This is a genomic window from Bacillus sp. AFS059628, assembly GCF_002571225.1.
Taxonomy (GTDB): Bacteria; Bacillota; Bacilli; order Bacillales; family Bacillaceae_G; genus Bacillus_A.
The window spans coordinates 1-21,784 of the sequence record NZ_NVEC01000013.1 but is presented as its reverse complement, the minus strand read 5'-3'; the positions used below and the strand labels follow the sequence as shown (position 1 = coordinate 21,784).

The 21,784-nt window shown below is 37.1% G+C and carries 22 protein-coding genes and 2 tRNA genes; all 24 read left to right on the top strand.

From position 1 onward, the window contains the following. Positions 1-4: 4 nt before the first annotated feature. The 24 genes from yabN (at position 5) to lysS (ending at position 21,487) form a co-directional block, all read left to right on the top strand. Positions 5-1,465: a bifunctional methyltransferase/pyrophosphohydrolase YabN gene (yabN, locus tag COL05_RS06520; protein WP_098668006.1), complete on the top strand. Its 1,461-nt coding sequence runs from the start codon at positions 5-7 to the stop codon at positions 1,463-1,465. Between the two features lie 14 nt (positions 1,466-1,479). Beyond that, positions 1,480-1,755 carry an RNA-binding S4 domain-containing protein gene (locus COL05_RS06515; RefSeq protein WP_098668005.1) on the top strand — a complete coding sequence of 92 codons (276 nt, stop codon included), beginning with the start codon at positions 1,480-1,482 and terminating at the stop codon, positions 1,753-1,755. Positions 1,756-1,813: 58 nt separating this feature from the next. Next, positions 1,814-2,122 (top strand): sporulation protein YabP, encoded by a 309-nt coding sequence (gene yabP, locus COL05_RS06510; RefSeq protein WP_001059101.1) that lies wholly within the window; start codon positions 1,814-1,816, stop codon positions 2,120-2,122. Continuing rightward, on the top strand, positions 2,119-2,772 hold the full coding sequence (yabQ, locus tag COL05_RS06505; protein ID WP_098668004.1) for a spore cortex biosynthesis protein YabQ: 654 nt from the start codon (positions 2,119-2,121) through the stop codon (positions 2,770-2,772). Before yabP ends, yabQ begins: the two co-directional genes overlap by 4 nt. Then, positions 2,769-3,128, top strand: a complete 360-nt coding sequence (gene divIC / locus COL05_RS06500) for a cell division protein DivIC (RefSeq protein ID WP_001208736.1) — start codon at positions 2,769-2,771, stop codon at positions 3,126-3,128. The genes yabQ and divIC overlap by 4 nt, the downstream gene beginning before the upstream one ends. 87 nt (positions 3,129-3,215) lie before the next feature. After that, positions 3,216-3,698, top strand: coding sequence for a S1 domain-containing RNA-binding protein (locus COL05_RS06495; protein ID WP_000021452.1), 483 nt, complete (start codon positions 3,216-3,218; stop codon positions 3,696-3,698). 161 nt (positions 3,699-3,859) lie between these two features. Beyond that, a tRNA-Met gene (locus COL05_RS06490) sits at positions 3,860-3,933 on the top strand. A 13-nt stretch (positions 3,934-3,946) separates the two neighbouring features. Next, positions 3,947-4,018 (top strand) — tRNA-Glu (locus COL05_RS06485). A gap of 264 nt (positions 4,019-4,282) precedes the next feature. Continuing rightward, complete coding sequence (gene spoIIE, locus COL05_RS06480) at positions 4,283-6,754, top strand: stage II sporulation protein E (RefSeq protein WP_001123533.1); 2,472 nt, start codon at positions 4,283-4,285, stop codon at positions 6,752-6,754. A gap of 219 nt (positions 6,755-6,973) precedes the next feature. Continuing rightward, on the top strand, positions 6,974-8,404 hold the full coding sequence (gene tilS, locus COL05_RS06475) for a tRNA lysidine(34) synthetase TilS (protein ID WP_098668003.1): 1,431 nt from the start codon (positions 6,974-6,976) through the stop codon (positions 8,402-8,404). Then, positions 8,401-8,943: a hypoxanthine phosphoribosyltransferase gene (gene hpt / locus COL05_RS06470; protein WP_000981838.1), complete on the top strand. Its 543-nt coding sequence runs from the start codon at positions 8,401-8,403 to the stop codon at positions 8,941-8,943. Before tilS ends, hpt begins: the two co-directional genes overlap by 4 nt. 85 nt (positions 8,944-9,028) lie before the next feature. After that, a complete protein-coding gene (gene ftsH / locus COL05_RS06465) occupies positions 9,029-10,930 on the top strand; it encodes an ATP-dependent zinc metalloprotease FtsH (RefSeq protein WP_001079658.1) in 1,902 nt (633 codons plus the stop codon). Between the two features lie 225 nt (positions 10,931-11,155). Next, a complete protein-coding gene (locus tag COL05_RS06460; RefSeq protein WP_000578367.1) occupies positions 11,156-11,944 on the top strand; it encodes a type III pantothenate kinase in 789 nt (262 codons plus the stop codon). 6 nt (positions 11,945-11,950) lie between these two features. Further along, positions 11,951-12,826 carry a redox-regulated molecular chaperone HslO gene (gene hslO / locus COL05_RS06455; protein ID WP_087931145.1) on the top strand — a complete coding sequence of 292 codons (876 nt, stop codon included), beginning with the start codon at positions 11,951-11,953 and terminating at the stop codon, positions 12,824-12,826. Positions 12,827-12,940: 114 nt separating this feature from the next. Further along, complete coding sequence (cysK, locus tag COL05_RS06450; RefSeq protein ID WP_098668002.1) at positions 12,941-13,864, top strand: cysteine synthase A; 924 nt, start codon at positions 12,941-12,943, stop codon at positions 13,862-13,864. Positions 13,865-14,084: 220 nt separating this feature from the next. Beyond that, positions 14,085-15,482 (top strand): aminodeoxychorismate synthase component I, encoded by a 1,398-nt coding sequence (gene pabB / locus COL05_RS06445; RefSeq protein WP_098668001.1) that lies wholly within the window; start codon positions 14,085-14,087, stop codon positions 15,480-15,482. A 5-nt stretch (positions 15,483-15,487) separates the two neighbouring features. After that, positions 15,488-16,075, top strand: coding sequence for an aminodeoxychorismate/anthranilate synthase component II (gene pabA / locus COL05_RS06440; RefSeq protein ID WP_087959054.1), 588 nt, complete (start codon positions 15,488-15,490; stop codon positions 16,073-16,075). After that, the gene (gene pabC / locus COL05_RS06435) at positions 16,069-16,941 is read left to right on the top strand and encodes an aminodeoxychorismate lyase (protein WP_098668000.1); all 873 of its coding nucleotides are present in this window, start codon (positions 16,069-16,071) and stop codon (positions 16,939-16,941) included. Before pabA ends, pabC begins: the two co-directional genes overlap by 7 nt. Then, positions 16,916-17,776, top strand: coding sequence for a dihydropteroate synthase (gene folP, locus COL05_RS06430; protein WP_142337376.1), 861 nt, complete (start codon positions 16,916-16,918; stop codon positions 17,774-17,776). The genes pabC and folP overlap by 26 nt, the downstream gene beginning before the upstream one ends. Further along, on the top strand, positions 17,777-18,139 hold the full coding sequence (folB, locus tag COL05_RS06425; RefSeq protein WP_048526406.1) for a dihydroneopterin aldolase: 363 nt from the start codon (positions 17,777-17,779) through the stop codon (positions 18,137-18,139). It begins immediately after the preceding gene. After that, positions 18,136-18,651 carry a 2-amino-4-hydroxy-6-hydroxymethyldihydropteridine diphosphokinase gene (folK, locus tag COL05_RS06420; RefSeq protein WP_098667998.1) on the top strand — a complete coding sequence of 172 codons (516 nt, stop codon included), beginning with the start codon at positions 18,136-18,138 and terminating at the stop codon, positions 18,649-18,651. The genes folB and folK overlap by 4 nt, the downstream gene beginning before the upstream one ends. Continuing rightward, positions 18,603-18,806, top strand: a complete 204-nt coding sequence (locus COL05_RS06415) for a helix-turn-helix domain-containing protein (RefSeq protein ID WP_098667997.1) — start codon at positions 18,603-18,605, stop codon at positions 18,804-18,806. The genes folK and COL05_RS06415 overlap by 49 nt, the downstream gene beginning before the upstream one ends. Positions 18,807-18,829: 23 nt before the next feature. Continuing rightward, positions 18,830-19,828, top strand: a complete 999-nt coding sequence (gene dusB, locus COL05_RS06410) for a tRNA dihydrouridine synthase DusB (RefSeq protein WP_098254734.1) — start codon at positions 18,830-18,832, stop codon at positions 19,826-19,828. Positions 19,829-19,987: 159 nt separating this feature from the next. Further along, the gene (lysS, locus tag COL05_RS06405; RefSeq protein WP_048526409.1) at positions 19,988-21,487 is read left to right on the top strand and encodes a lysine--tRNA ligase; all 1,500 of its coding nucleotides are present in this window, start codon (positions 19,988-19,990) and stop codon (positions 21,485-21,487) included. The last annotated feature ends 297 nt before the right edge of the window (positions 21,488-21,784 follow it).

Here is a 21,784-nt window from a genome sequence, read left to right as displayed (position 1 = left end):
GGTTGTGAGTGGAATCATTACTATTTTAGGATTAGGTGCTGGTGAATTAGATCAGTTAACGATGGGTGTATATCGAAAAATAAAAGAAGCGGATCACATGTTTGTTAGAACGAAGGAACATCCCGTTATAGAAGAGTTGGAGAAAGAAGGTATACAATATACTGCTTTTGACAATGTATATGAAGCACATGATACATTTGAAATTGTATATGAAACAATTGCGAATACATTGCTAAAACAAGCTGAAGGTGCAGAAATCATCTATGCTGTTCCAGGGCATCCGCTTGTAGCGGAAAGAACGGTTCAGCTACTGTTGGAAAAAAGTGAAGTAGCGAATATTGAAGTGCGAATTGAAGGTGGACAAAGTTTCCTTGATCCTATGTTTGCAAGTCTTAAGATTGATCCGATTGAAGGGTTCCAATTAATTGACGCTACATCATTTGAAAGAGGACAATTAGAATTACGTCAACACTTAATCTTTTGCCAAGTATATGACGCATTCGTTGCATCAGATGTGAAATTAACATTAATGGAGATGCTGCCAGATGATTATGAAGTGTATATCGTAACAGCTGCAGGGACTTCATTTGAACAAGTGAAAAAGGTGCCGTTGTACATGTTAGATCATGAAACGGAATTGAATAACTTAACGAGCGTATATGTACCACCAGTTCAGGAACGAGCGTCCTTGTATCAACAGTTTGATGTACTTCGAGAAATTATTGCAGACCTTCGTGGCCCAAATGGTTGTCCATGGGATAAAAAGCAAACGCATCAATCTTTAAAGAAGTATTTAATTGAGGAAGCTTATGAAGTATTGGAAGCAATTGATGAAGAGGATGACGATCACTTAGTAGAGGAACTAGGTGATGTATTACTACAAGTTATGCTGCATGCTCAAATCGGAGAAGATGAAGGTTGGTTCTCTATAGATGATATTATTCGAACTTTATCTGAGAAAATGGTTCGTCGTCATCCGCATGTATTTGGGAATACAGATGTAAATAGTGCCGATGAAGTACTTGCCAATTGGGAAGAAATTAAAAAACAAGAAAAAGGATTTGTGAAAGAATCCGTTTTAAATGGAGTTCCAAAAAGTTTGCCGCAGTTACTACGTGCGTATGAAATCCAGAAAAAAGCTGGCAAGGTTGGTTTCGATTGGGTTGATGTGCAACCGATGATAGAGAAAGCCTTAGAAGAATGGCACGAGTTCCAACAAGAAGTTACAAACATGGATGAGGCGAAGATGTTAAGTGAATTCGGCGATTTACTATTTGCGTTTGTTAATATAGCTCGTCATTATAAAATAGATCCAGAAGAAGCGTTACGTTCAACAAATGAGAAATTTGTCGGTCGTTTCTTATACATGGAAGCAAAGGTAGCCGAAATGAATAAAGAGATGCAAGATTTATCATTAGAGCAGTTGGATGTTTTATGGGAAGAGGCAAAACAAACAGAGCGTTAATAGGGGGATTTGATATGCGTTTAGATAAGTTTTTAAAAGTATCACGTTTAATTAAAAGAAGAACATTAGCGAAAGAAGTAGCTGATCAAGGAAGAATATCAATTAATGGTCAAGTGGCAAAAGCGAGTTCAGATGTGAAAGTAGCTGATGAATTAACAATTCGTTTCGGTCAAAAAATAGTAACTGTAAAAATAAATGAATTGAAAGAAACGACTAAAAAAGAAGATGCAGCAAATATGTATAGTTTAGTTAGCGAAGAAAAGGTAAAGGCTGAAGAAGGCTTGTTCTAAAATCGATTATCCCTTCATACATTACTATTAGCTAGTATAAATGTATGGGGGGATTTACGTGAATAATGGTTACTCACCTATGTCTTCTAATCAACAAAATGTTTCTGTAGAGCATGATATTATTATGCGTGGCAGGCGTGTAATTGATATTACCGGTGTAAAGCAGGTAGAGAGTTTTGATAGCGAAGAGTTTTTGCTTGAGACTGTAATGGGCTTTTTAACAATTCGTGGTCAAAATTTGCAAATGAAAAATTTAGATGTAGAAAAAGGTGTTGTATCGATTAAAGGGAAAGTTCATGAGATGCTGTATATTGATGAGAATCAAGGGGAGAAAACTAAAGGATTCTTTAGTAAGTTGTTTAAATGAGCCTAACAATTCAGTTGTATACGATGCTCTCAATGATCGGAATGGGTGCTTGGATTGGAGCGTCTTTAGATACATACCAACGATTTTTAAAGCGGCAAGAACGCAAACGTTGGCTTGTATTTATACATGATATACTATTTTGGATTGTCCAAGCATTATTTGTCTTTTACGTATTGCTTCTTGTAAATGAAGCTGAACTACGTGTATATGTATTTTTGGCATTATTATGTGGTTTTGCGGCGTATCAAAGCTTATTGAAAGCAATATACATGAGACTGTTAAATTTTCTCATCTATATTTTTATGCAAACAACACACTTTTTTGTTCAAATTATAAAGCTACTCATGATAAAACCTGTTATTATTATAGCGCAGCTATTTATTGCATTTATATTATTCTTATTTCGTATACTGCTTTCAATTGGACATGTGTTATGGAAAATAGTGATTTGGATATTACTTTTCATATGGAAAGTTTTTTTCTGGCCTGTTCGATTTATTGCTTCGCTCATATGGAAACTTCTCCCTAATCGTGTTAAACTTTTTATAATGAAACATGTAGGGTTCCTGCAATATATAGCAAAATTGAAGGAATATATCTTCCAATTATGGGAGCGTATAAAAAAGAAGTTAGGGGGACCTCGGAAATGAGGGAACTGAGACAAAGAACAATCGAAAAACAGAGTCCAAATCCTGTTAAAGAGCATATAATACAAACGGATGAGAACAGGAAGCGACTTTATCGCCGTTTAGCGGTTTTTCTTGTCTTTGCTTTTACAATTATTGCGAGTATTAGTGTAACGTTTTATCAACAAAACAGTTCCATTAAAGCAAAAGAAGCAAAAGTTAAGGACATGAAAAAAGAACTGGATTCATTAACGAACAAAGAAAAGAGTCTAAAAGACGAAGTTCAAAAGTTGAATGATGAAGAGTACGTATTAAAGATTGCTAGAAGGGATTATTTCTTCTCTGGAAAAGGGGAGATAATTTTTCCTGTTTCTAAGTAGAGTATGTCTTATTGACACTATATTTTAGGATTATATATAATAAAGTAAAATTTGACTTTTTAACCACTAAGGAGGAGCATTTTTTTTATGTCAATCGAGGTAGGCAGCAAGTTACAGGGTAAAGTAACAGGTATTACAAATTTTGGGGCTTTTGTGGAGCTGCCAGAAGGCTTAACGGGTCTTGTTCATATTAGTGAAGTTGCTGATAATTATGTGAAAGATATTAACGATCACTTAAAAGTGGGCGACCAAGTAGAAGTAAAAGTTATTAACGTTGAAAAAGATGGTAAGATCGGTTTATCTATTAAAAAAGCAAAAGAGCGTGAAAAAACAGAAGGAGATCGTCCACGTGGTGAATACCAACGCGGTGGTGATCAACAACGTTCTGGACGTCCACAACGTAATCGTTCTTTCAACAGAGATAACCGTGGTGGCGGTAACGACCGTGCTCCAAAAGAAACATTCGAGCAAAAGATGGCACGTTTCTTAAAGGATAGCGAAGATCGTTTAACTTCTTTAAAGCGTAACACAGAATCTAAACGTGGTGGCCGTGGCGCACGTCGCGGATAATAAGACCGTTTAATTCTTAGTATATAGAGAGGTGCCCAGGGCGATTGCTCGGGGTGCTTTTTTATATGTAAAAATATATTTTTTTAAAAAAATTTTAAGATGTGTTGACTTTAAATTATATCTAGGGTAAGATACTAATTGTCCGTTAAATAAGACGACATGGCGGTGTAGCTCAGCTGGCTAGAGCGTACGGTTCATACCCGTGAGGTCGGGGGTTCGATCCCCTCCGCCGCTATATTTAATTTAACGGCCCGTTGGTCAAGTGGTTAAGACACCGCCCTTTCACGGCGGTAACACGGGTTCGAATCCCGTACGGGTCATCTAAAAAAGATCATGCAAATGTGCATGATCTTTTTTTGTTAAATAAATAAATTAAAACATACAACACTTCTACAAAATCACCCTATATTTTCTGAATGTTCGGTTAAAATGTTAAAAATAAAATACATACCGTGTATATATGTAGAGTTATTTTGAATAAAAAGTCGAACGATTATAAAAGTGAAAACTGTTGTTTTGACAAAAATCCCAATAATTATCTTTTATAATGACAGTAATTAAACTATGCAGGTGGTGTTAAAAATATGCCTAAAGCAGGAAGGAATACTATGAATACAAGTGCATTGGCAATGAATGAAGGTCAGCTTGGAGGAGTAAAGTGGACGAGTAAGTTGCGAATGAAGTTTGAACAAGTTTTCTTTAGATGGGGATTTATTATTGTTGTTATTGGTTTTCTTTTGGGACGAGCATATATATTAACAAACATTTTACCGTTTGCACTACCGTTTTTTGCTGCTGTTTATGTTATGAAGCGGGATAAAATGCCGCTCGCGTTCTTGGCTCTAATGGGAGGCGCACTTTCAGTTTCGATAGATAATTTATTCTTTACCTTTGCATCTATCTTTACTTTCTTCATTTATAATATCTTCTTTAGTCGGTTTACACGTAAAACTGTTGGACTTGTACCATTCCAAGTATTTATCTCCGCATTAACCGCACATTTAGTTGTTGTATATTTTGCACAACAAACTGTTACCATGTACGATTTACTCGTTAGTACGATTGAGGCAGGGCTTAGCTTCGTATTAACTATGATATTTTTACAAAGTGTCCCGCTTTTAGTAGAAAGAAAAGGGAAACAACAAGCATTAGAGACGGAAGAAATCGTTTGTTTAATTATATTACTAGCATCTGTTTTAACAGGTACAACAGATTGGTTTGTATATGACGCTTCTATTCAACATATTTTTACTAGATACTTAGTGCTCGTGTTTGCATTTATCGCGGGAGCTGCTACAGGGTCTACAGTGGGAGTTGTCACTGGATTAATATTAAGTTTGGCGAATGTCTCCAGTTTGTCCCAACTTAGTCTGCTTGCTTTTTCTGGGTTGCTTGGTGGTTTGCTAAAAGAAGGGAAGCGATTAGGTGTTAGTTTAGGTTTATTAATTGGGACGAGCTTGATTACACTATATGTAGACAAGCAAACAAACATTGTGACAACTTTAATTGAATCTGGTGTAGCGATTGCTTTCTTCTTATTAACGCCGAAACTTGTTATGGATCGTATTGCTAAATTCATGCCAGGCACACAGGAGCATTCGCAAGATCAACAACAGTATTTAAGAAGAATGCGTGATGTTACGGCGAATAAAATCAATCAATTTGCCAATGTATTTGCTGCTTTATCTAATAGCTTTTCTGTATATGGATATGTGGAGGAGGAAGATAAAGAGACAGAGGCAGATTTGTTCTTAAGTACAATTACTGCAAAAACATGTCAAACATGTTTTAAGAAAGATCAATGCTGGGTAGTTAATTTCGATAAAACGTACGATTATATGAAACAAATAATGAGCGAAACGGAAGAAGGAACTCTGCAGCATAATCGGAAGTTAGTTCGTGAATGGGACAAGCACTGCGTGAGAGGCAAGAAAGTGACGGATTTAGTAGCAGGTGAATTAGATCACTTCTATGAGGGACAAAAATTACGAAAACAAATGAAAGAAAATCGTAGAATAGTAGCGGAGCAACTATTAGGTGTATCAAAAGTTATGGAGGATTTTGCCAAGGAGATACAAAGAGAAAGAGAAAATCATCAAGTACAGGAAGAACAGATTCTGCAAGCATTTCGTGATTTTGGTGTAGAAATAGAGCATGTTGATATTTATTGTTTAGATAGAGGAAGTATTGATATTGAAATGTTGATTCCAGTTGCCTCTAATGAACATGGAGAGTGTGAAAAATTAGTTGCACCAATGCTTTCTGATATCTTAAAGGAAAATATAGTTGTGAAACATGAAGAAAAATCTTCTTACCCGAACGGTCATAGCTTAATATCATTTGGTTCAGCAAAAACGTATTCTCTTGATACCGGCTTGGCCACAGCTGCGAAAGGCGGTGGGTTTGTTTCGGGTGATTCTTATGCAATGATGGATTTAAGTGTTGGGAAATATGCCCTTGCAATTAGTGATGGCATGGGAAATGGGCAAAGAGCTCATATGGAGAGTAAAGAAACAGTGAAATTATTACAAAAAATACTTCAGTCAGGCATTGATGAGGAGATAGCGATTAAATCTATTAACTCTATTCTTTCTTTAAGAACAACAGAAGAGATGTTTACGACATTAGACTTAGCTATGGTAGATTTGCGGGATGCGAGTGCGAAGTTTTTAAAGATTGGATCGACGCCAAGTTTTGTGAAACGCGCAAACAATATTTTGAAAATTGAAGCAAGTAATTTACCAATGGGAATTATTGAGGATGTTGAAGTTGATGTAGTGGGTGAGCAATTAAAGACGGGCGATATTCTTATTATGATGAGTGATGGGATTTTTGAGGGTGCGCAACATGTGGAGAATCATGAGTTATGGATGAAGCGGAAAATTAAAGAGTTACAAACTGAAGATCCGCAAGAAATTGCTGATATCATTATGGAAGAGGTGATTCGCTCTGGCGATGGTTATATAAATGATGATATGACTATTGTAGTAGCGAAGGTGAAGAAAAATATGCCGAAGTGGGCTACCATTCCAATTGTAGGAATGCAAGCGCAATAAACTTGAAGTGTGATATTTCTTTCTAAAAACCTAGGTGGATGCCTAGGTTTTTTTGCTTTAAAAGATAATATTATTATTTTTGTGAATATGTACGGATGATGTAAGATAAAAATGTAATTTTTGTATATCTTTTTTTTGCACAATGTTTGTAAAAGTTGTACCATTATAAACAAGGTAACTAACGTTGCTGTTCTTGTTTAATGAAAGGTGATTACGAAGTTGAAAGATACATTTGTTGAAAAGGTAGATGACTTTGTAAAGCAGCATGATGTATTAAAGGAACGCTCAACAATTGTTGTAGGGGTTTCTGGTGGTCCTGACTCTTTGGCTCTTCTATATTATTTGTTAGAAAAAAGAGCGGCAAAACAGTTTGAGATTGTAGTGGCGCATGTGGATCATATGTTTAGAGGTGATGAATCTCATGAGGACCTACAGTTTGTGCAGGACCTTTGTAAAGGACTGGGAGTTATTTGCGAAACGATAAGGATTAATGTGTCGCAATATCAACAGCAATACGGGATGAATGCACAAGTTGCTGCTAGAGAATGCAGATATGCATTTTTGGAAAGAATAATGAAGAAATATGATGCGAGGTATGTAGCCCTTGGGCATCATGGTGATGATCAAGTAGAGACGATTTTAATGCGCCTTGTACGAGGGAGTACTCCGAAAGGATATGCAGGAATTGCAGTGAAGCGTCCTTTTCATAATGGGTATTTAATTAGGCCGTTACTTGGAGTAACGAAGGAAGAGATTGTTGATTACTGTCATAAGCAAAAAATAATTCCTCGTATAGATCCAAGTAATAAAAAGGAAGTATATACAAGGAATCGATTACGTAAATATGTTCTTCCTCATTTGAAAGAAGAAAATCCACAAGTGCATGAGAAGTTCCAAAAATTTAGCATGCAGATGCAAGAGGATGAGGCGTATTTGCAGGAATTAGCTTTTGAGAAAATGAATAAAGTAATTACAAAAAAAAGTGATAAACAAATTAGCTTATCAATTCCTGCCTTTGAATCCATGTCTATGCCTTTACAAAGAAGAGGGATTCAACTAATATTAAACTATCTTTATGAATATAAGATTCCATCTTCTCTTTCCTCTATACATATTGACAAAGTGATTGAGTTTTTTAAGCGGACACAACCTTCGGGTTCACTTGATTTCCCAGGTGATTTAAAAATTGTTCGCGCATACGAGGAGTGCAGCTTTGGATTTAAACAAGAAATTATTCCCCCTTTTTTACAAGATTTATCAGTGCCCGGGACAATTACGCTATCGAACGGGGATATGCTTGTAACAGAGGTGAGCGAAGATATGCCAAGTAACATGAATGAAACAATTTTTGTTGCTAAGTATAATGATATATCATATCCACTTCGTATTCGTTCTAGGGAAAATGGAGATCGCATGTCAATACAAGGTATGAATGGCACCAAAAAGATAAAAGCTATTTTTATCGAAGCGAAAGTACCGAGAGAAAAAAGAGAAGAATGGCCGGTCGTTTGTGATGCAAGTGGGAACATTATTTGGATACCCTTGTTGAAGCGATCTGCATTTGCTATCTCGAAAGAGGTAACAAAGAAAGATAAATATATGATTATTCACTACAAAAGCAAGGAGTCTTCCGGGAGGATAATGAAATGATGAATCAAGATATCGAAAAAGTATTAATTTCTGAAGAACAAATACAAGAAAAGGTGCTCGAGTTAGGTGCAATTATTGCAGAGGATTATAAAAATACAGTACCTCTTGCGATTGGTGTACTAAAGGGTGCAATGCCATTCATGGCAGATTTATTAAAGAGAACAGATACATATCTTGAAATGGATTTTATGGCTGTATCTAGTTACGGTCACTCAACTGTTTCAACAGGCGAAGTGAAAATTTTAAAAGACCTTGATACTTCTGTAGAAGGTCGCGATATTTTAATCGTTGAAGATATTATTGATAGCGGTCTTACGCTAAGCTACTTAGTAGACCTATTTAAATATCGTAAAGCGAAGTCTGTAAAAATTGTTACGTTATTAGATAAACCAACAGGCCGTAAGGTAGATTTGAAAGCGGATTATGTTGGATTTACTGTACCGCATGAATTTGTTGTAGGGTATGGATTAGATTATAAAGAGCAGTACCGTAATCTTCCTTATGTAGGAGTATTAAAACCAAGCGTTTACTCAAATTAATTAAATACAGGCGTCACAATTGTATAGGAAAGTTTTTCTATGTTACGATTTACTATAGTGTTTATGCCGTGAGAGGAGGTTAGGAATGAATCGTATCTTCCGTAATACCATCTTTTATTTACTGATATTCCTAGTAGTAATTGGAATCGTGAGCTATTTTAATGGTTCGACACAAAAAACGACATCAGTTAGCTACGATAAATTCATTACTAAACTAGAAAAAGGTGAAGTTCGTAATGTGCAACTTCAACCGAAAAATGGTGTGTTTGAGGTAAAAGGACAATTTAACAACTCTAGCCAAGGAGAACAATTTGTTACTTATGCACCAAATACTGAGGAATTACAAAAGAAAATTAATGACAAAGCGCAAGGTGCTGAAGTTAAGTATCAACCAGCAGAAGAAACAAGTGCTTGGGTAACATTCTTTACTTCTATCATTCCGTTTGTTATTATCTTCATTTTATTCTTCTTCTTATTAAACCAAGCTCAGGGCGGCGGTAGCCGTGTTATGAACTTCGGGAAAAGTAAGGCGAAGTTATATAATGACGAAAAGAAAAAGGTTCGTTTCAGAGATGTTGCTGGGGCGGATGAAGAGAAACAAGAGCTTGTTGAGGTAGTTGAATTCTTGAAAGATCCTCGTAAGTTCGCTGAGGTTGGTGCCCGTATTCCAAAGGGTGTTCTATTAGTTGGACCTCCAGGTACAGGTAAAACTTTATTAGCACGTGCTGTTGCAGGTGAGGCAGGCGTTCCGTTCTTCTCTATCAGTGGTTCTGACTTCGTAGAGATGTTTGTCGGTGTCGGTGCATCACGTGTACGTGATTTATTTGAAAATGCAAAGAAAAATGCTCCTTGTATCATTTTCATTGATGAAATTGATGCGGTAGGACGTCAGCGTGGTGCAGGTCTTGGTGGTGGCCATGATGAGCGCGAGCAAACGTTGAACCAATTACTTGTTGAAATGGATGGATTCGGTGCAAATGAAGGTATTATTATCATCGCTGCGACAAACCGTCCTGATATTCTTGACCCAGCATTATTACGTCCAGGTCGTTTTGACCGTCAAATTACAGTAGATCGTCCAGATGTAAATGGCCGTGAAGCTGTACTTAAAGTACATGCTCGTAATAAACCACTTGATGAGAATATTAACTTAAGAGCAATTGCAACTCGTACGCCAGGATTCTCTGGTGCCGATCTGGAAAACTTATTAAACGAAGCTGCGTTAGTAGCTGCGCGTCAAGATAAGAAGAAAATTGATATGAGTGACATTGATGAAGCAACGGATCGTGTTATTGCAGGTCCGGCTAAGAAAAGTCGTGTTATCTCTGAAAAAGAACGTAATATCGTCGCTTTCCATGAAGCGGGCCATACTGTAATTGGTGTTGTTCTTGATGAAGCTGATGTCGTTCATAAAGTAACAATTGTCCCTCGTGGTCAAGCTGGTGGATATGCAGTAATGCTTCCGAAAGAAGATCGTTACTTCATGACAAAGCCAGAGTTACTTGATAAAATCACTGGTTTACTTGGTGGTCGAGTAGCTGAGGAGATTGTATTTGGTGAAGTGAGTACAGGTGCTCATAACGACTTCCAACGTGCGACTGGTATCGCAAGACGTATGGTTACGGAATTCGGTATGAGTGATAAGCTTGGACCGATGCAATTTGGTAGTTCGCAAGGTGGTCAAGTGTTCTTAGGAAGAGACTTCCATTCAGAACAAAACTACAGTGATGCAATTGCACACGACATCGATGTGGAAATGCAAACAATTATGAAAGAATGTTATGCTCGTGCAAAAGACATTCTTACTGAAAATCGTGATAAGCTAGATCTTATTGCAAAAACGTTACTTGAAGTAGAAACGTTAGATGCTGAGCAAATCAATCATTTATGTGATTACGGCAGATTACCAGAACGTCCAACATCTTCAGCTGATGTGAAAGTGAACATCAATATGAAGAAGGACGATGAAGAATCAGAAGATAAGTAAGAGATGAAGGAGTGACGGTGGTCACTCCTTTTTTTATTTGTGTAACGAAATGAAGTAGAAAAAGAATTTAAATAAATATAGTATTAAAAATTGAAATAGAGCGTAATCTTTTTGTAAAATGATGAGGATAGAAAAGCTGATTATATAAGTATGTGTGATATGATGTTTTTATAAGTTTTATACATACTGCACAAATATAGATTAAATAAGATAAGTGGTGAGAATATGATTTTTGTATTGGATGTAGGGAACACAAATGCTGTACTAGGCGTGTTTGAAGAGGGGGAACTTCGTCAACATTGGCGCATGGAAACAGATCGTCATAAGACAGAAGATGAATATGGAATGCTTGTAAAGCAGTTGCTTGAGCACGAGGGTCTTTCGTTTGAAGATGTGAAAGGTATTATCGTGTCTTCAGTCGTACCACCAATTATGTTTGCTTTAGAGCGCATGTGTGAAAAGTACTTTAAAATTAAACCGCTTGTAGTAGGTCCTGGAATAAAAACTGGGCTAAATATTAAATATGAAAATCCACGTGAAGTAGGTGCGGACCGAATTGTAAATGCAGTAGCTGGAATCCACTTATATGGAAGTCCGCTTATTATTGTCGATTTCGGTACGGCTACTACATATTGTTATATTAACGAAGAAAAGCATTATATGGGTGGCGTTATTACACCGGGAATTATGATTTCAGCAGAGGCTTTATACAGTAGAGCGGCAAAACTTCCTCGTATTGAAATCACAAAACCAAGCAGTGTTGTTGGGAAAAATACGGTAAGTGCGATGCAATCTGGTATTCTTTATGGTTATGTTGGACAAGTGGAAGGTATTGTTAAGCGTATGAAAGAGGAAGCTAAACAAGAACCAAAAGTTATTGCAACAGGTGGATTGGCGAAATTAATTTCAGAAGAATCGAATGTAATTGATGTTGTAGATCCATTCTTAACATTAAAAGGTTTGTATATGTTATACGAGCGTAATGCAAATTTACAGCATGAGAAAGGTGAATAAATAAGTATGAAAGATTATTTAGTAAAAGCGTTAGCGTTTGATGGAGAAGTGCGTGCGTATAGTGTACGTACTACTAACACGGTAAGTGAGGCGCAAAGACGTCATGATACATGGAGAACAGCTTCAGCGGCACTTGGTCGTTCTTTAACTGCAGGTACAATGATGGGCGCAATGTTAAAAGGTGACCAAAAGCTAACGATTAAGGTAGAAGGTAATGGCCCGATTGGTCCTATCTTAGTAGATGCTCATGCAAATGGGGATGTACGTGGTTACGTAACGAATCCACATGTTGACTTTGAAGGAACGGAACAAGGAAAATTACGTGTATATCAAGCTGTAGGTACTGAAGGATTTGTAACAGTAATTAAAGATATTGGTATGCGTGAGCCGTTTATTGGTCAATCTCCAATTGTTTCAGGAGAATTAGGGGAAGACTTCACGTATTACTTTGCAGTTTCTGAGCAGACGCCTTCTTCTGTAGGTGTTGGCGTTCTTGTAAATGGAGATGACAGCATATTAGCGGCAGGTGGATTTATCCTTCAAATTATGCCGGGTGCGCAGGAAGAAACAATTTCGTTCATTGAAGATCGTTTGCAGAAGATTCCTCCTGTATCAACATTGATTGAACAAGGGCTTTCTCCAGAAGAGTTACTGTATGCAGTTCTTGGAGAAGATAAAGTAAAAGTATTAGAAACGATGGACGTTCAATTTAATTGCACATGCTCACGCGAACGTATTGAGAGTGTATTAATTAGTTTAGGTAAAACAGAGTTAGAGCAAGTTCGTGAAGAAGAAGAAGAAACAGAAGTTCATTGTCATTTCTGTAATGAGCGATATAAGTTTTCTAAAGAAGATATTACAAATTTAATTGAGAATTTATAATAAGGGAAATTAAGGGAATTCACCCTCTAAATAGATTGACAAACAGGGAATTTTCTGACAAAATCTAAATATAGACAAAACCAATAAAAATACTCGGTGTTAGGAGTGACAGGAATGCGAGTGGCACAATCAGTTTCAGAATTAATCGGGAAAACGCCGATCGTTAAGTTGAACCGCATCGTAGAATCAGACAGCGCAGATATATACTTAAAATTAGAATTTATGAATCCAGGGAGCAGTGTTAAAGATCGTATTGCATTAGCTATGATTGAAGATGCTGAAAAAAGGGGATTATTAAAAGAAGGCGATACAATCATTGAGCCAACAAGTGGTAACACAGGAATTGGTTTAGCGATGGTAGCGGCTGCTAAAGGATATAAGGCAATTTTAGTAATGCCAGAAACAATGAGTGTTGAACGTCGTAATTTATTACGTGCTTACGGTGCTGAATTAGTATTAACTCCAGGTCCTGAAGGAATGGGTGGAGCAATTCGTCAAGCGACTGAATTAGCAAAAGAGCATGGCTACTTTATACCACAACAGTTCAAAAACCAATCGAATCCAGAAATTCATCGTTTAACAACAGGTCCAGAAATTGTTGAACAAATGGGCGACCAATTAGATGCGTTTATTGCAGGAATTGGTACAGGTGGAACGATTACTGGTGCTGGTGAAGTACTGAAGGAAGCATATAAAGATATTAAAATTTATGCAGTAGAACCTGCGGATTCACCAGTATTATCTGGTGGAAAACCAGGTCCACATAAAATCCAAGGAATTGGGGCGGGATTCATCCCAGAGACGTTGGATGTAGAAGTATATGATGAAATTGTTCAAGTAAAAACAGAACAAGCATTTGAATATGCAAGAAGAGTGGCGAAAGAGGAAGGTATTTTAGTGGGTATCTCTTCTGGAGCAGTTATTTATGCAGCAACAGAAATTGCGAAAAAGTTAGGTAAAGGGAAAAAGGTACTTGTTATTATCCCAAGTAACGGTGAACGTTATTTAAGTACACCACTTTATCAATTTGAATCTTAATTATATGTGATTGAAAAAGCATCCTTGAAAAAGGATGCTTTTTCTTTTTGGATTGGAAATAGGAAAAGAGTGAATGACTAGAAAACTTCATGTAAAATAAGAGGTAGTATAATTAATTTATTTTCACTAGCCTTCGAGTGTAACCCTTCTGCATACATAACGAATATAGTTTGAAGTGGTTACTTTAAGAAGGTGGGATAAAAGAAGACGGGGTGTTGATATGCAACGAAGAAAATCTTTAGCGCTTTCTATTCCATATCAGTTAGATTTCTTTAAGCAATATAAATTTCTTTCTAAGGATAAACCGCAACATATTTTGTTAGAAAGTGGACGTGGCGGTCGTTATAACATTGTGGGGTTGAACCCAGTAGCGGTAATCCAAGGGAAGGGTGAAACGTTACATATAAGTGAAAGTGGTAAGGAAACAATAAAGCGAGGAAATCCATTAGATTTAATGCAGGAATATATGGAGCAATGGAAAACAGACTATAATCCAGGGTACCCGCCATTTCAAGGTGGTGCAATTGGCTACTTTAGTTATGATTGCATCCGTTATATTGAAAAATTACCTTCTCTTGCAGAGGATGATATTAATATACCTGATATATTCTTTTTATTATTTGATGATGTGTTTGTGTATGATCAAGAAGAAAAAGTATTATGGATTATTACACATTATGTAGATAAGCATGAAGAGGCAAAAGAGCGATTAAATGAATGGAAGGTTCTTTGGGCGAAAGAAGCGCCGGAAGTGACTATACCGTTTGCATGCCCTGAAAAGAAAAGTGAAGCAGTTGCATTTACAGAAGAAAGCTTTATGAAGGCGGTTGAATGTATTCAAGAATATATTGGGGCTGGTGATGTGTTTCAAGTAAACTTGTCGACGAGACAAGAAAGAACGTTACAAACACACCCGTTAGAAATTTATACAAGCCTTCGTGAAATTAATCCATCTCCATATATGGGATACTTGGAGCTTGGGGATTTTCAAATTGTTAGTGCTTCGCCTGAATTGCTAATTAAAAAACAAGGGCAAGAAGTAAGTACAAGACCAATTGCTGGTACAAGATCCCGCGGTGCGAATGAACAAGAGGATAAAGAATTAGCAAGGGAATTAATTGAGAATGAAAAGGAACGAGCAGAGCATGTTATGCTTGTAGATTTAGAACGAAATGATTTAGGGCGCGTTTGTAAATATGGCACTGTAGAAGTAGATGAATTTATGGTAATTGAAAAGTACTCACATGTTATGCATATCGTTTCTAATGTGCGTGGTGAGGTGGAAGAAGATAAGGATGCTTTCGATTTAGTGAAAGCTGTATTCCCTGGTGGAACAATTACTGGTGCCCCGAAAATACGTACGATGGAAATCATTGAAGAATTAGAGCCTGTTCGCAGAGGGATTTATACAGGTTCAATTGGTTGGATCGGTTATTCTGGAGATACAGAATTGAATATTGTAATTAGAACACTTCTTGCTAAAGATGGGAAAGCTCATGTACAAGCAGGAGCGGGAATTGTAATTGATTCAAATCCGGAAAATGAATATAAAGAGTCGCTCAAAAAGGCGATTGCTTTATGGCGTGCAAAAGAACGTAGCGAAGAAACGGTTAGGTGAGAGAAATGATATTAATGATTGATAATTATGATTCTTTTACATTTAATTTAGTACAGTTTCTTGGAGAACTTGGACAAGAGCTTGTTGTTAAACGTAACGATGAAGTGACTATTTCAGATATTGAGAATATGAAACCAGAATTTTTAATGATTTCGCCAGGCCCATGTAGTCCGAATGAGGCAGGGATTAGTATGGAGGTTATTCGATACTTCGCTGGAAAGATTCCGATTTTTGGGGTTTGTCTTGGGCATCAATCTATTGCGCAAGTGTTTGGCGGAGAGGTTGTCCGTGCAGAGCGATTAATGCATGGGAAAACGTCACCTATGCATCATGATGGAAAGACGATTTTTTCGGATATCCCTAATCCATTTACTGCGACGCGCTATCATTCCCTTATTGTTAAGAAAGAGACATTACCGGAGTGCTTAGAGGTAACATCTTGGACAGAAGAAGGGGAAATTATGGCGCTCCGTCATACAACATTACCGATTGAAGGTGTACAGTTCCATCCGGAATCTATTATGACTTCCCACGGAAAAGAGTTGTTGCAGAATTTCATTCGTAAATACAGTCCAAGTGTGACGTCATGTTAATTTACGTAAACGGTCAGTATGTAGAAGCGAGTGAAGCGAGAATTTCACCGTATGACCACGGTTATTTATATGGTCTTGGAGTTTTTGAGACGTTTCGTATTTATAATGGCCATCCTTTCTTATTGGATGATCATTATGATCGTTTAATAGATTCGCTTGATACGTTGCAAATTAAATGGTCGATGACGAAAGATGAAGTAATGCTTATTTTGAAGAATTTACTCATTAAGAATAAATTAGAGAATGCGTATGTCCGTTTTAATGTATCGGCGGGTATAGATGAAATTGGATTGCAAACAGAAATGTATGAAGAGCCGTCTATTATTGTTTTTATAAAACCTTTAGCGGCCCCGGGAGATGTAGTGGAAAAAGAAGGGGTTGTCTTAAATCAAGTGCGAAATACACCAGAGGGTGCATCTCGCTTGAAGTCTCACCATTATTTAAATAACATTTTAGGGAAACGTGAAATAGGAAATGTTATGAATAAGGAAGGTATTTTCCTTACTGAAACAGGTTATGTTGCAGAGGGTATTGTTTCGAATCTCTTTTTTGTAAAAGGTGATATTTTATATACACCTTCGTTAAAAACGGGGATTTTAAATGGTATCACTCGTGCGTTTATTATAAAGGTTGCTGAAGAACTAGGCATAGAAGTAAAGGAAGGTTTCTTTACAAAAGATGAATTACTTTCAGCTGATGAAGTCTTCGTAACAAACTCGGTTCAAGAAATTGTTCCGCTTAATCGTATAGAGGGACGAGATTTCCCGGGTAAAGTAGGTATGGTTACAAAAAGGTTTATGAATCTGTATGAAATGCAGAGAGAGAAGTTGTGGAGCAGAAATGAATTGCGAAGAGGAGATGTGTAGTTTGAAGTGGGATTATGATTTGCGCTGCGGCGAATATACATTGAACTTAAATGAAAACACTTTAATTATGGGGATTTTAAATGTAACGCCAGATTCATTTTCCGATGGTGGAAGTTACAACGAGGTAGAAGCTGCGGTGCGCCATGCGAAAGAAATGCGAGATAAAGGTGCTCATATTATCGATATCGGTGGTGAGTCTACTCGCCCTGGTTTTGCTAAAGTATCAGTGGAAGAAGAAATAAAGCGAGTTGTTCCGATGATTCAGGCAGTTTCAAGAGAAGTGAAATTACCTATTTCTATCGACACGTATAAAGCTGAAGTTGCAAAACAAGCACTCGAAGCTGGTGCTCATATTATTAATGATATTTGGGGAGCAAAGGCGGAACCCAAAATCGCTGAAGTTGCAGCTCATTACGATGTACCTATTATCTTAATGCACAATCGCGATAACATGAATTACCGCAATTTAATTGCTGATATGATTGCTGATTTATATGGCAGTATTAAAATTGCTAAAGATGCTGGCGTACGAGATGAGAATATCATTTTAGACCCAGGTATCGGCTTTGCTAAAACACCAGAACAAAATTTAGAAGCGATGCGTAATTTAGAACAGTTAAACGTACTAGGTTACCCGGTTCTCTTAGGGACTTCAAGAAAGTCCTTTATTGGGCATGTGCTAGATTTACCGGTAGAGGAACGTCTTGAGGGAACAGGAGCTACCGTTTGTCTCGGTATTGAAAAAGGTTGTGAGTTTGTTCGTGTTCATGATGTGAAGGAAATGGCGCGTATGGCTAAGATGATGGACGCGATGATTGGTAAGGGGGGAAAGTAATTGGATAAAATTTATATTCATGATATGGAGTTTTACGGTTACCATGGTGTATTCCCAGAGGAAAATAAATTGGGCCAAAGATTTAAAGTGGACTTAACGGTGGAATTGGATTTGAAGCAGGCCGGAGAAAGTGATGACCTAGAGCATTCTGTCAATTATGGAGAGCTTTTTGAATTATGTAGGAAAGTTGTTGAAGATAGAACGTATAAGCTTGTAGAGAGCATTGCTGAAAATATCGCTGCAGATATATTGAAACAATATGAGAGCATTTCAAGATGTACAATAAAGGTGATTAAACCAGATCCGCCGATACCGGGGCATTATCGTGCTGTAGCAGTGGAAATTACGAGAGAACGTCCATGAATAATGTAGCGTACATTGCATTAGGTTCAAATATTGGAGAGCGTTATACGTATTTAACTGAAGCGATTCAGTTTCTAAATAAAAATCCGTATATCCAAGTTGAGGATGTTTCTTCTGTATATGAAACGGAACCAGTTGGTTATACTGACCAAAGTTCCTTTTTAAATTTAGTTATAAAAATTTCTACCAATTTATCACCACAAGAATTATTGAAAGTAACGCAAAAAGTAGAGAATGACCTAGGAAGAAAAAGGGAAATCAGGTGGGGTCCGAGGACTATCGACCTTGACATTTTACTATATAATCAAGAAAATATTGAAACAGAGAATCTTATTGTTCCGCATCCGCGGATGTTCGAAAGAGCTTTTGTTATCGTTCCGTTGTTAGAGATTAATCAAGATATAAAACAAAACATTTCACGTTCACAAGTAGAAGAAATGAAAAGGCGAGAGGGAGTAACGGTATGGAAGCAGAAAAATGGGGAAGACGCATTCGTGCTTTTCGAAAGCTAAAAGGTTATACGCAAGAAAGTTTTGCAAAAGAATTAGGGGTATCTGTATCTGTTTTAGGTGAAGTTGAGAGAGGAAATCGATCGCCTTCCCAAGATTTTGTAGTGGAAGTTGCTAAAGCATTAAAGGTCTCGATAGATGAGTTAATGCCAAAGTGACCAGGAAGGAAGGAGTAAATCGAGTGTTAAAAATCGCAAATATTGAGATGAAAAATCCAGTTGTATTAGCACCGATGGCGGGAGTGTGTAACTCTGCATTCCGTTTGACAGTAAAAGAATTTGGTGCCGGTCTAGTTTGTGCCGAAATGGTAAGTGATAAGGCAATACTACTGAACAATAAAAGAACGTTAGATATGTTATATATTGATGAGAGAGAAAAGCCATTAAGTTTACAAATTTTTGGTGGAGAAAAAGAGACTCTTGTAGATGCTGCGAAATATGTAGATCAATATACGACAGCAGACATCATTGATATAAATATGGGGTGTCCGGTACCGAAAATCGTTAAGTGTGATGCAGGAGCAAAGTGGCTGTTAGACCCAAATAAAATATATGAAATGGTAGCGGCAGTTGTAGATGCTGTAAAAAAACCAGTTACAGTTAAAATGCGTATTGGTTGGGATGAGGATCATATTTTCGCAATCGAGAATGCAAAAGCTGTTGAACGTGCTGGCGGACAAGCGGTAGCGGTTCATGGACGTACACGAGTGCAAATGTATGAGGGGAAAGCGGATTGGGATATTATTAAACAAGTAAAGCAAGCTGTAAATATCCCGGTTATCGGAAATGGTGATGTCGCAACGCCACAAGATGCAAAACGCATGATTGATGAAATTGGTGTAGATGGCGTTATGATTGGTCGTGCTGCCCTTGGAGATCCTTGGATGATTTATCGTACGGTAAAGTATTTAGAGACAGGTGAATTAATGCCGGAACCGACAGTACGTGAGAAAATTGACGTATGTATGTTGCATCTAGATCGTCTAATCGATTTAAAGAACGAAAGTGTCGCTGTAAGAGAGATGAGAAAGCATGCAGCTTGGTATTTAAAAGGTATTCGTGGTAATGCAAATGTACGTAATGGTATAAATGCTTGTAATACGCGTGAAGACCTTGCGAATGTATTAGGTGCATTTGTAGAAGAAGTAGAAGCGAAACAACAAACAATTCACGTTGGTTAATAATAGATAGGGAAGATTGACATTCTTCTATACACTTCCTATAATTACGTGAAAGAAAGAAGAACTGCCAGTTAGTTGCTGGCAGTTTTTCTAGTTGAGTAGAAAATGCTATACTGTATATATTGTAAAAATTAATAGAGCTGGAGTGATATCAATACCATGGATAACATGAACCACGAAGAATTAAACGACCAATTGCTTGTTCGTCGTGAAAAGCTACATAACTTACGTGAGCAAGGAATCGATCCGTTCGGTAAACGATTTGAACGTACAAATGCAACAAATGACTTATTAAGTTTATATGGAGAGTTCTCTAAAGAAGAATTAGAAGAGAAAGAAATCTCTGTTTCTATCGCTGGTCGTATTATGACAAAGCGCGGTAAAGGAAAAGCTGGATTTGCGCATATTCAAGATTTACATGGACAAGTTCAGATTTATGTTCGTAAAGATGCTGTTGGAGATGAAGAGTACGAATTATTTAAAACAGCAGATTTAGGTGACTTAGTAGGTATTGAAGGTAAAGTGTTCAAAACGAACGTTGGAGAACTTTCAGTGAAAGCAACTGGCTTTACGCTATTAACGAAATCTCTTCGTCCATTACCGGATAAATATCATGGATTAAAAGATGTTGAACAGCGCTACCGTCAACGTTACTTAGACTTAATTACAAGTATGGAAAGCCGTGAAACATTCGTTACTCGTAGTAAGATCATTCGTGAAATGAGAAGATACTTAGATGACAACGGTTATCTTGAAGTGGAAACACCTATGATGCATGCAATTGCAGGTGGAGCTTCTGCGCGTCCTTTCATTACGCATCATAATGCGTTAGATATGGAATTATATATGCGTATCGCGATTGAACTTCATTTAAAACGCCTTATTGTGGGTGGGTTAGAAAAAGTTTATGAAATCGGCCGTGTATTCCGTAATGAGGGTGTATCAACTCGTCATAACCCTGAATTTACGATGATTGAATTATATGAAGCGTATGCTGATTATAAAGATATTATGAAACTAACAGAAAATATGGTTGCTCATATCGCCAAGCAAGTACTAGGTACAACGACAATCCAATATGGTGATTATGAAATTAATCTAGAACCAGAATGGACACGTCTTCATATGGTAGATGCAATTAAGGAACATTCTGGAGCAGACTTCTGGAATCCGATGAGTGTAGAAGAAGCGCGTGAACTTGCGAAAGAACATAATGTAGATATTAAGGATACAATGGAAGTTGGTCATATTATAAATGAATTCTTCGAACAAAAAGTAGAAGATAAATTAATCCAACCAACATTCATTTACGGTCACCCTGTAGAAATTTCGCCACTTGCGAAAAAGAATGACGAAGATCCACGATTCACAGATCGTTTCGAATTATTTATCGTTGCACGTGAGCATGCAAATGCGTTCACTGAGTTAAATGATCCAATCGATCAAAAAGAACGCTTTGAAGCGCAATTAAAAGAACGTGAACAAGGTAATGACGAAGCTCACATGATGGATGATGATTATATCGAAGCTCTTGAGTACGGTATGCCTCCTACAGGTGGACTAGGAATTGGTATTGATCGTCTTGTTATGCTATTAACAAATGCACCATCTATTCGTGATGTACTACTATTCCCTGCTATGCGTCATAAACAAGACTAAGCTTTGGAGATTTCTCCAAAGCTTTTTTTATTTAAGTGTGAGTAGTAAAGTTTGATGGTGCAAGAAATTATATTTATATAGAAGAAATATGCTGTTTTTATACTTTTATACTAAGTTAAAAATTTTATTAGAAAAACTATTGCATTTTAATAATCAAACTGGTATATTTATATTCGTTGCCACGAAAGGTAACAAACAAAACAAACGAAAAACAACTTATTAAAAAAAGTTGTTGACGAAAATGTAACGAAATGTTATATTGATAAAGTCGCTTCTGAGCGGCAGACAAGTTCTTTG

Coding starts and splice junctions, on each gene's coding strand:
- divIC (WP_001208736.1), top strand. CDS start 2,769: ATGAGGGAACTGAGACAAAGAACAATCGAAAAACAGAGTCCAAATCCT.
- ftsH (WP_001079658.1), top strand. CDS start 9,029: ATGAATCGTATCTTCCGTAATACCATCTTTTATTTACTGATATTCCTA.
- folK (WP_098667998.1), top strand. CDS start 18,136: ATGAATAATGTAGCGTACATTGCATTAGGTTCAAATATTGGAGAGCGT.
- spoIIE (WP_001123533.1), top strand. CDS start 4,283: ATGCCTAAAGCAGGAAGGAATACTATGAATACAAGTGCATTGGCAATG.
- cysK (WP_098668002.1), top strand. CDS start 12,941: ATGCGAGTGGCACAATCAGTTTCAGAATTAATCGGGAAAACGCCGATC.
- pabA (WP_087959054.1), top strand. CDS start 15,488: ATGATATTAATGATTGATAATTATGATTCTTTTACATTTAATTTAGTA.
- folP (WP_142337376.1), top strand. CDS start 16,916: ATGAATTGCGAAGAGGAGATGTGTAGTTTGAAGTGGGATTATGATTTG.
- COL05_RS06415 (WP_098667997.1), top strand. CDS start 18,603: ATGGAAGCAGAAAAATGGGGAAGACGCATTCGTGCTTTTCGAAAGCTA.
- hslO (WP_087931145.1), top strand. CDS start 11,951: ATGAAAGATTATTTAGTAAAAGCGTTAGCGTTTGATGGAGAAGTGCGT.
- yabQ (WP_098668004.1), top strand. CDS start 2,119: ATGAGCCTAACAATTCAGTTGTATACGATGCTCTCAATGATCGGAATG.
- COL05_RS06460 (WP_000578367.1), top strand. CDS start 11,156: ATGATTTTTGTATTGGATGTAGGGAACACAAATGCTGTACTAGGCGTG.
- lysS (WP_048526409.1), top strand. CDS start 19,988: ATGGATAACATGAACCACGAAGAATTAAACGACCAATTGCTTGTTCGT.
- pabB (WP_098668001.1), top strand. CDS start 14,085: ATGCAACGAAGAAAATCTTTAGCGCTTTCTATTCCATATCAGTTAGAT.
- hpt (WP_000981838.1), top strand. CDS start 8,401: ATGATGAATCAAGATATCGAAAAAGTATTAATTTCTGAAGAACAAATA.
- pabC (WP_098668000.1), top strand. CDS start 16,069: ATGTTAATTTACGTAAACGGTCAGTATGTAGAAGCGAGTGAAGCGAGA.
- COL05_RS06515 (WP_098668005.1), top strand. CDS start 1,480: ATGCGTTTAGATAAGTTTTTAAAAGTATCACGTTTAATTAAAAGAAGA.
- COL05_RS06495 (WP_000021452.1), top strand. CDS start 3,216: ATGTCAATCGAGGTAGGCAGCAAGTTACAGGGTAAAGTAACAGGTATT.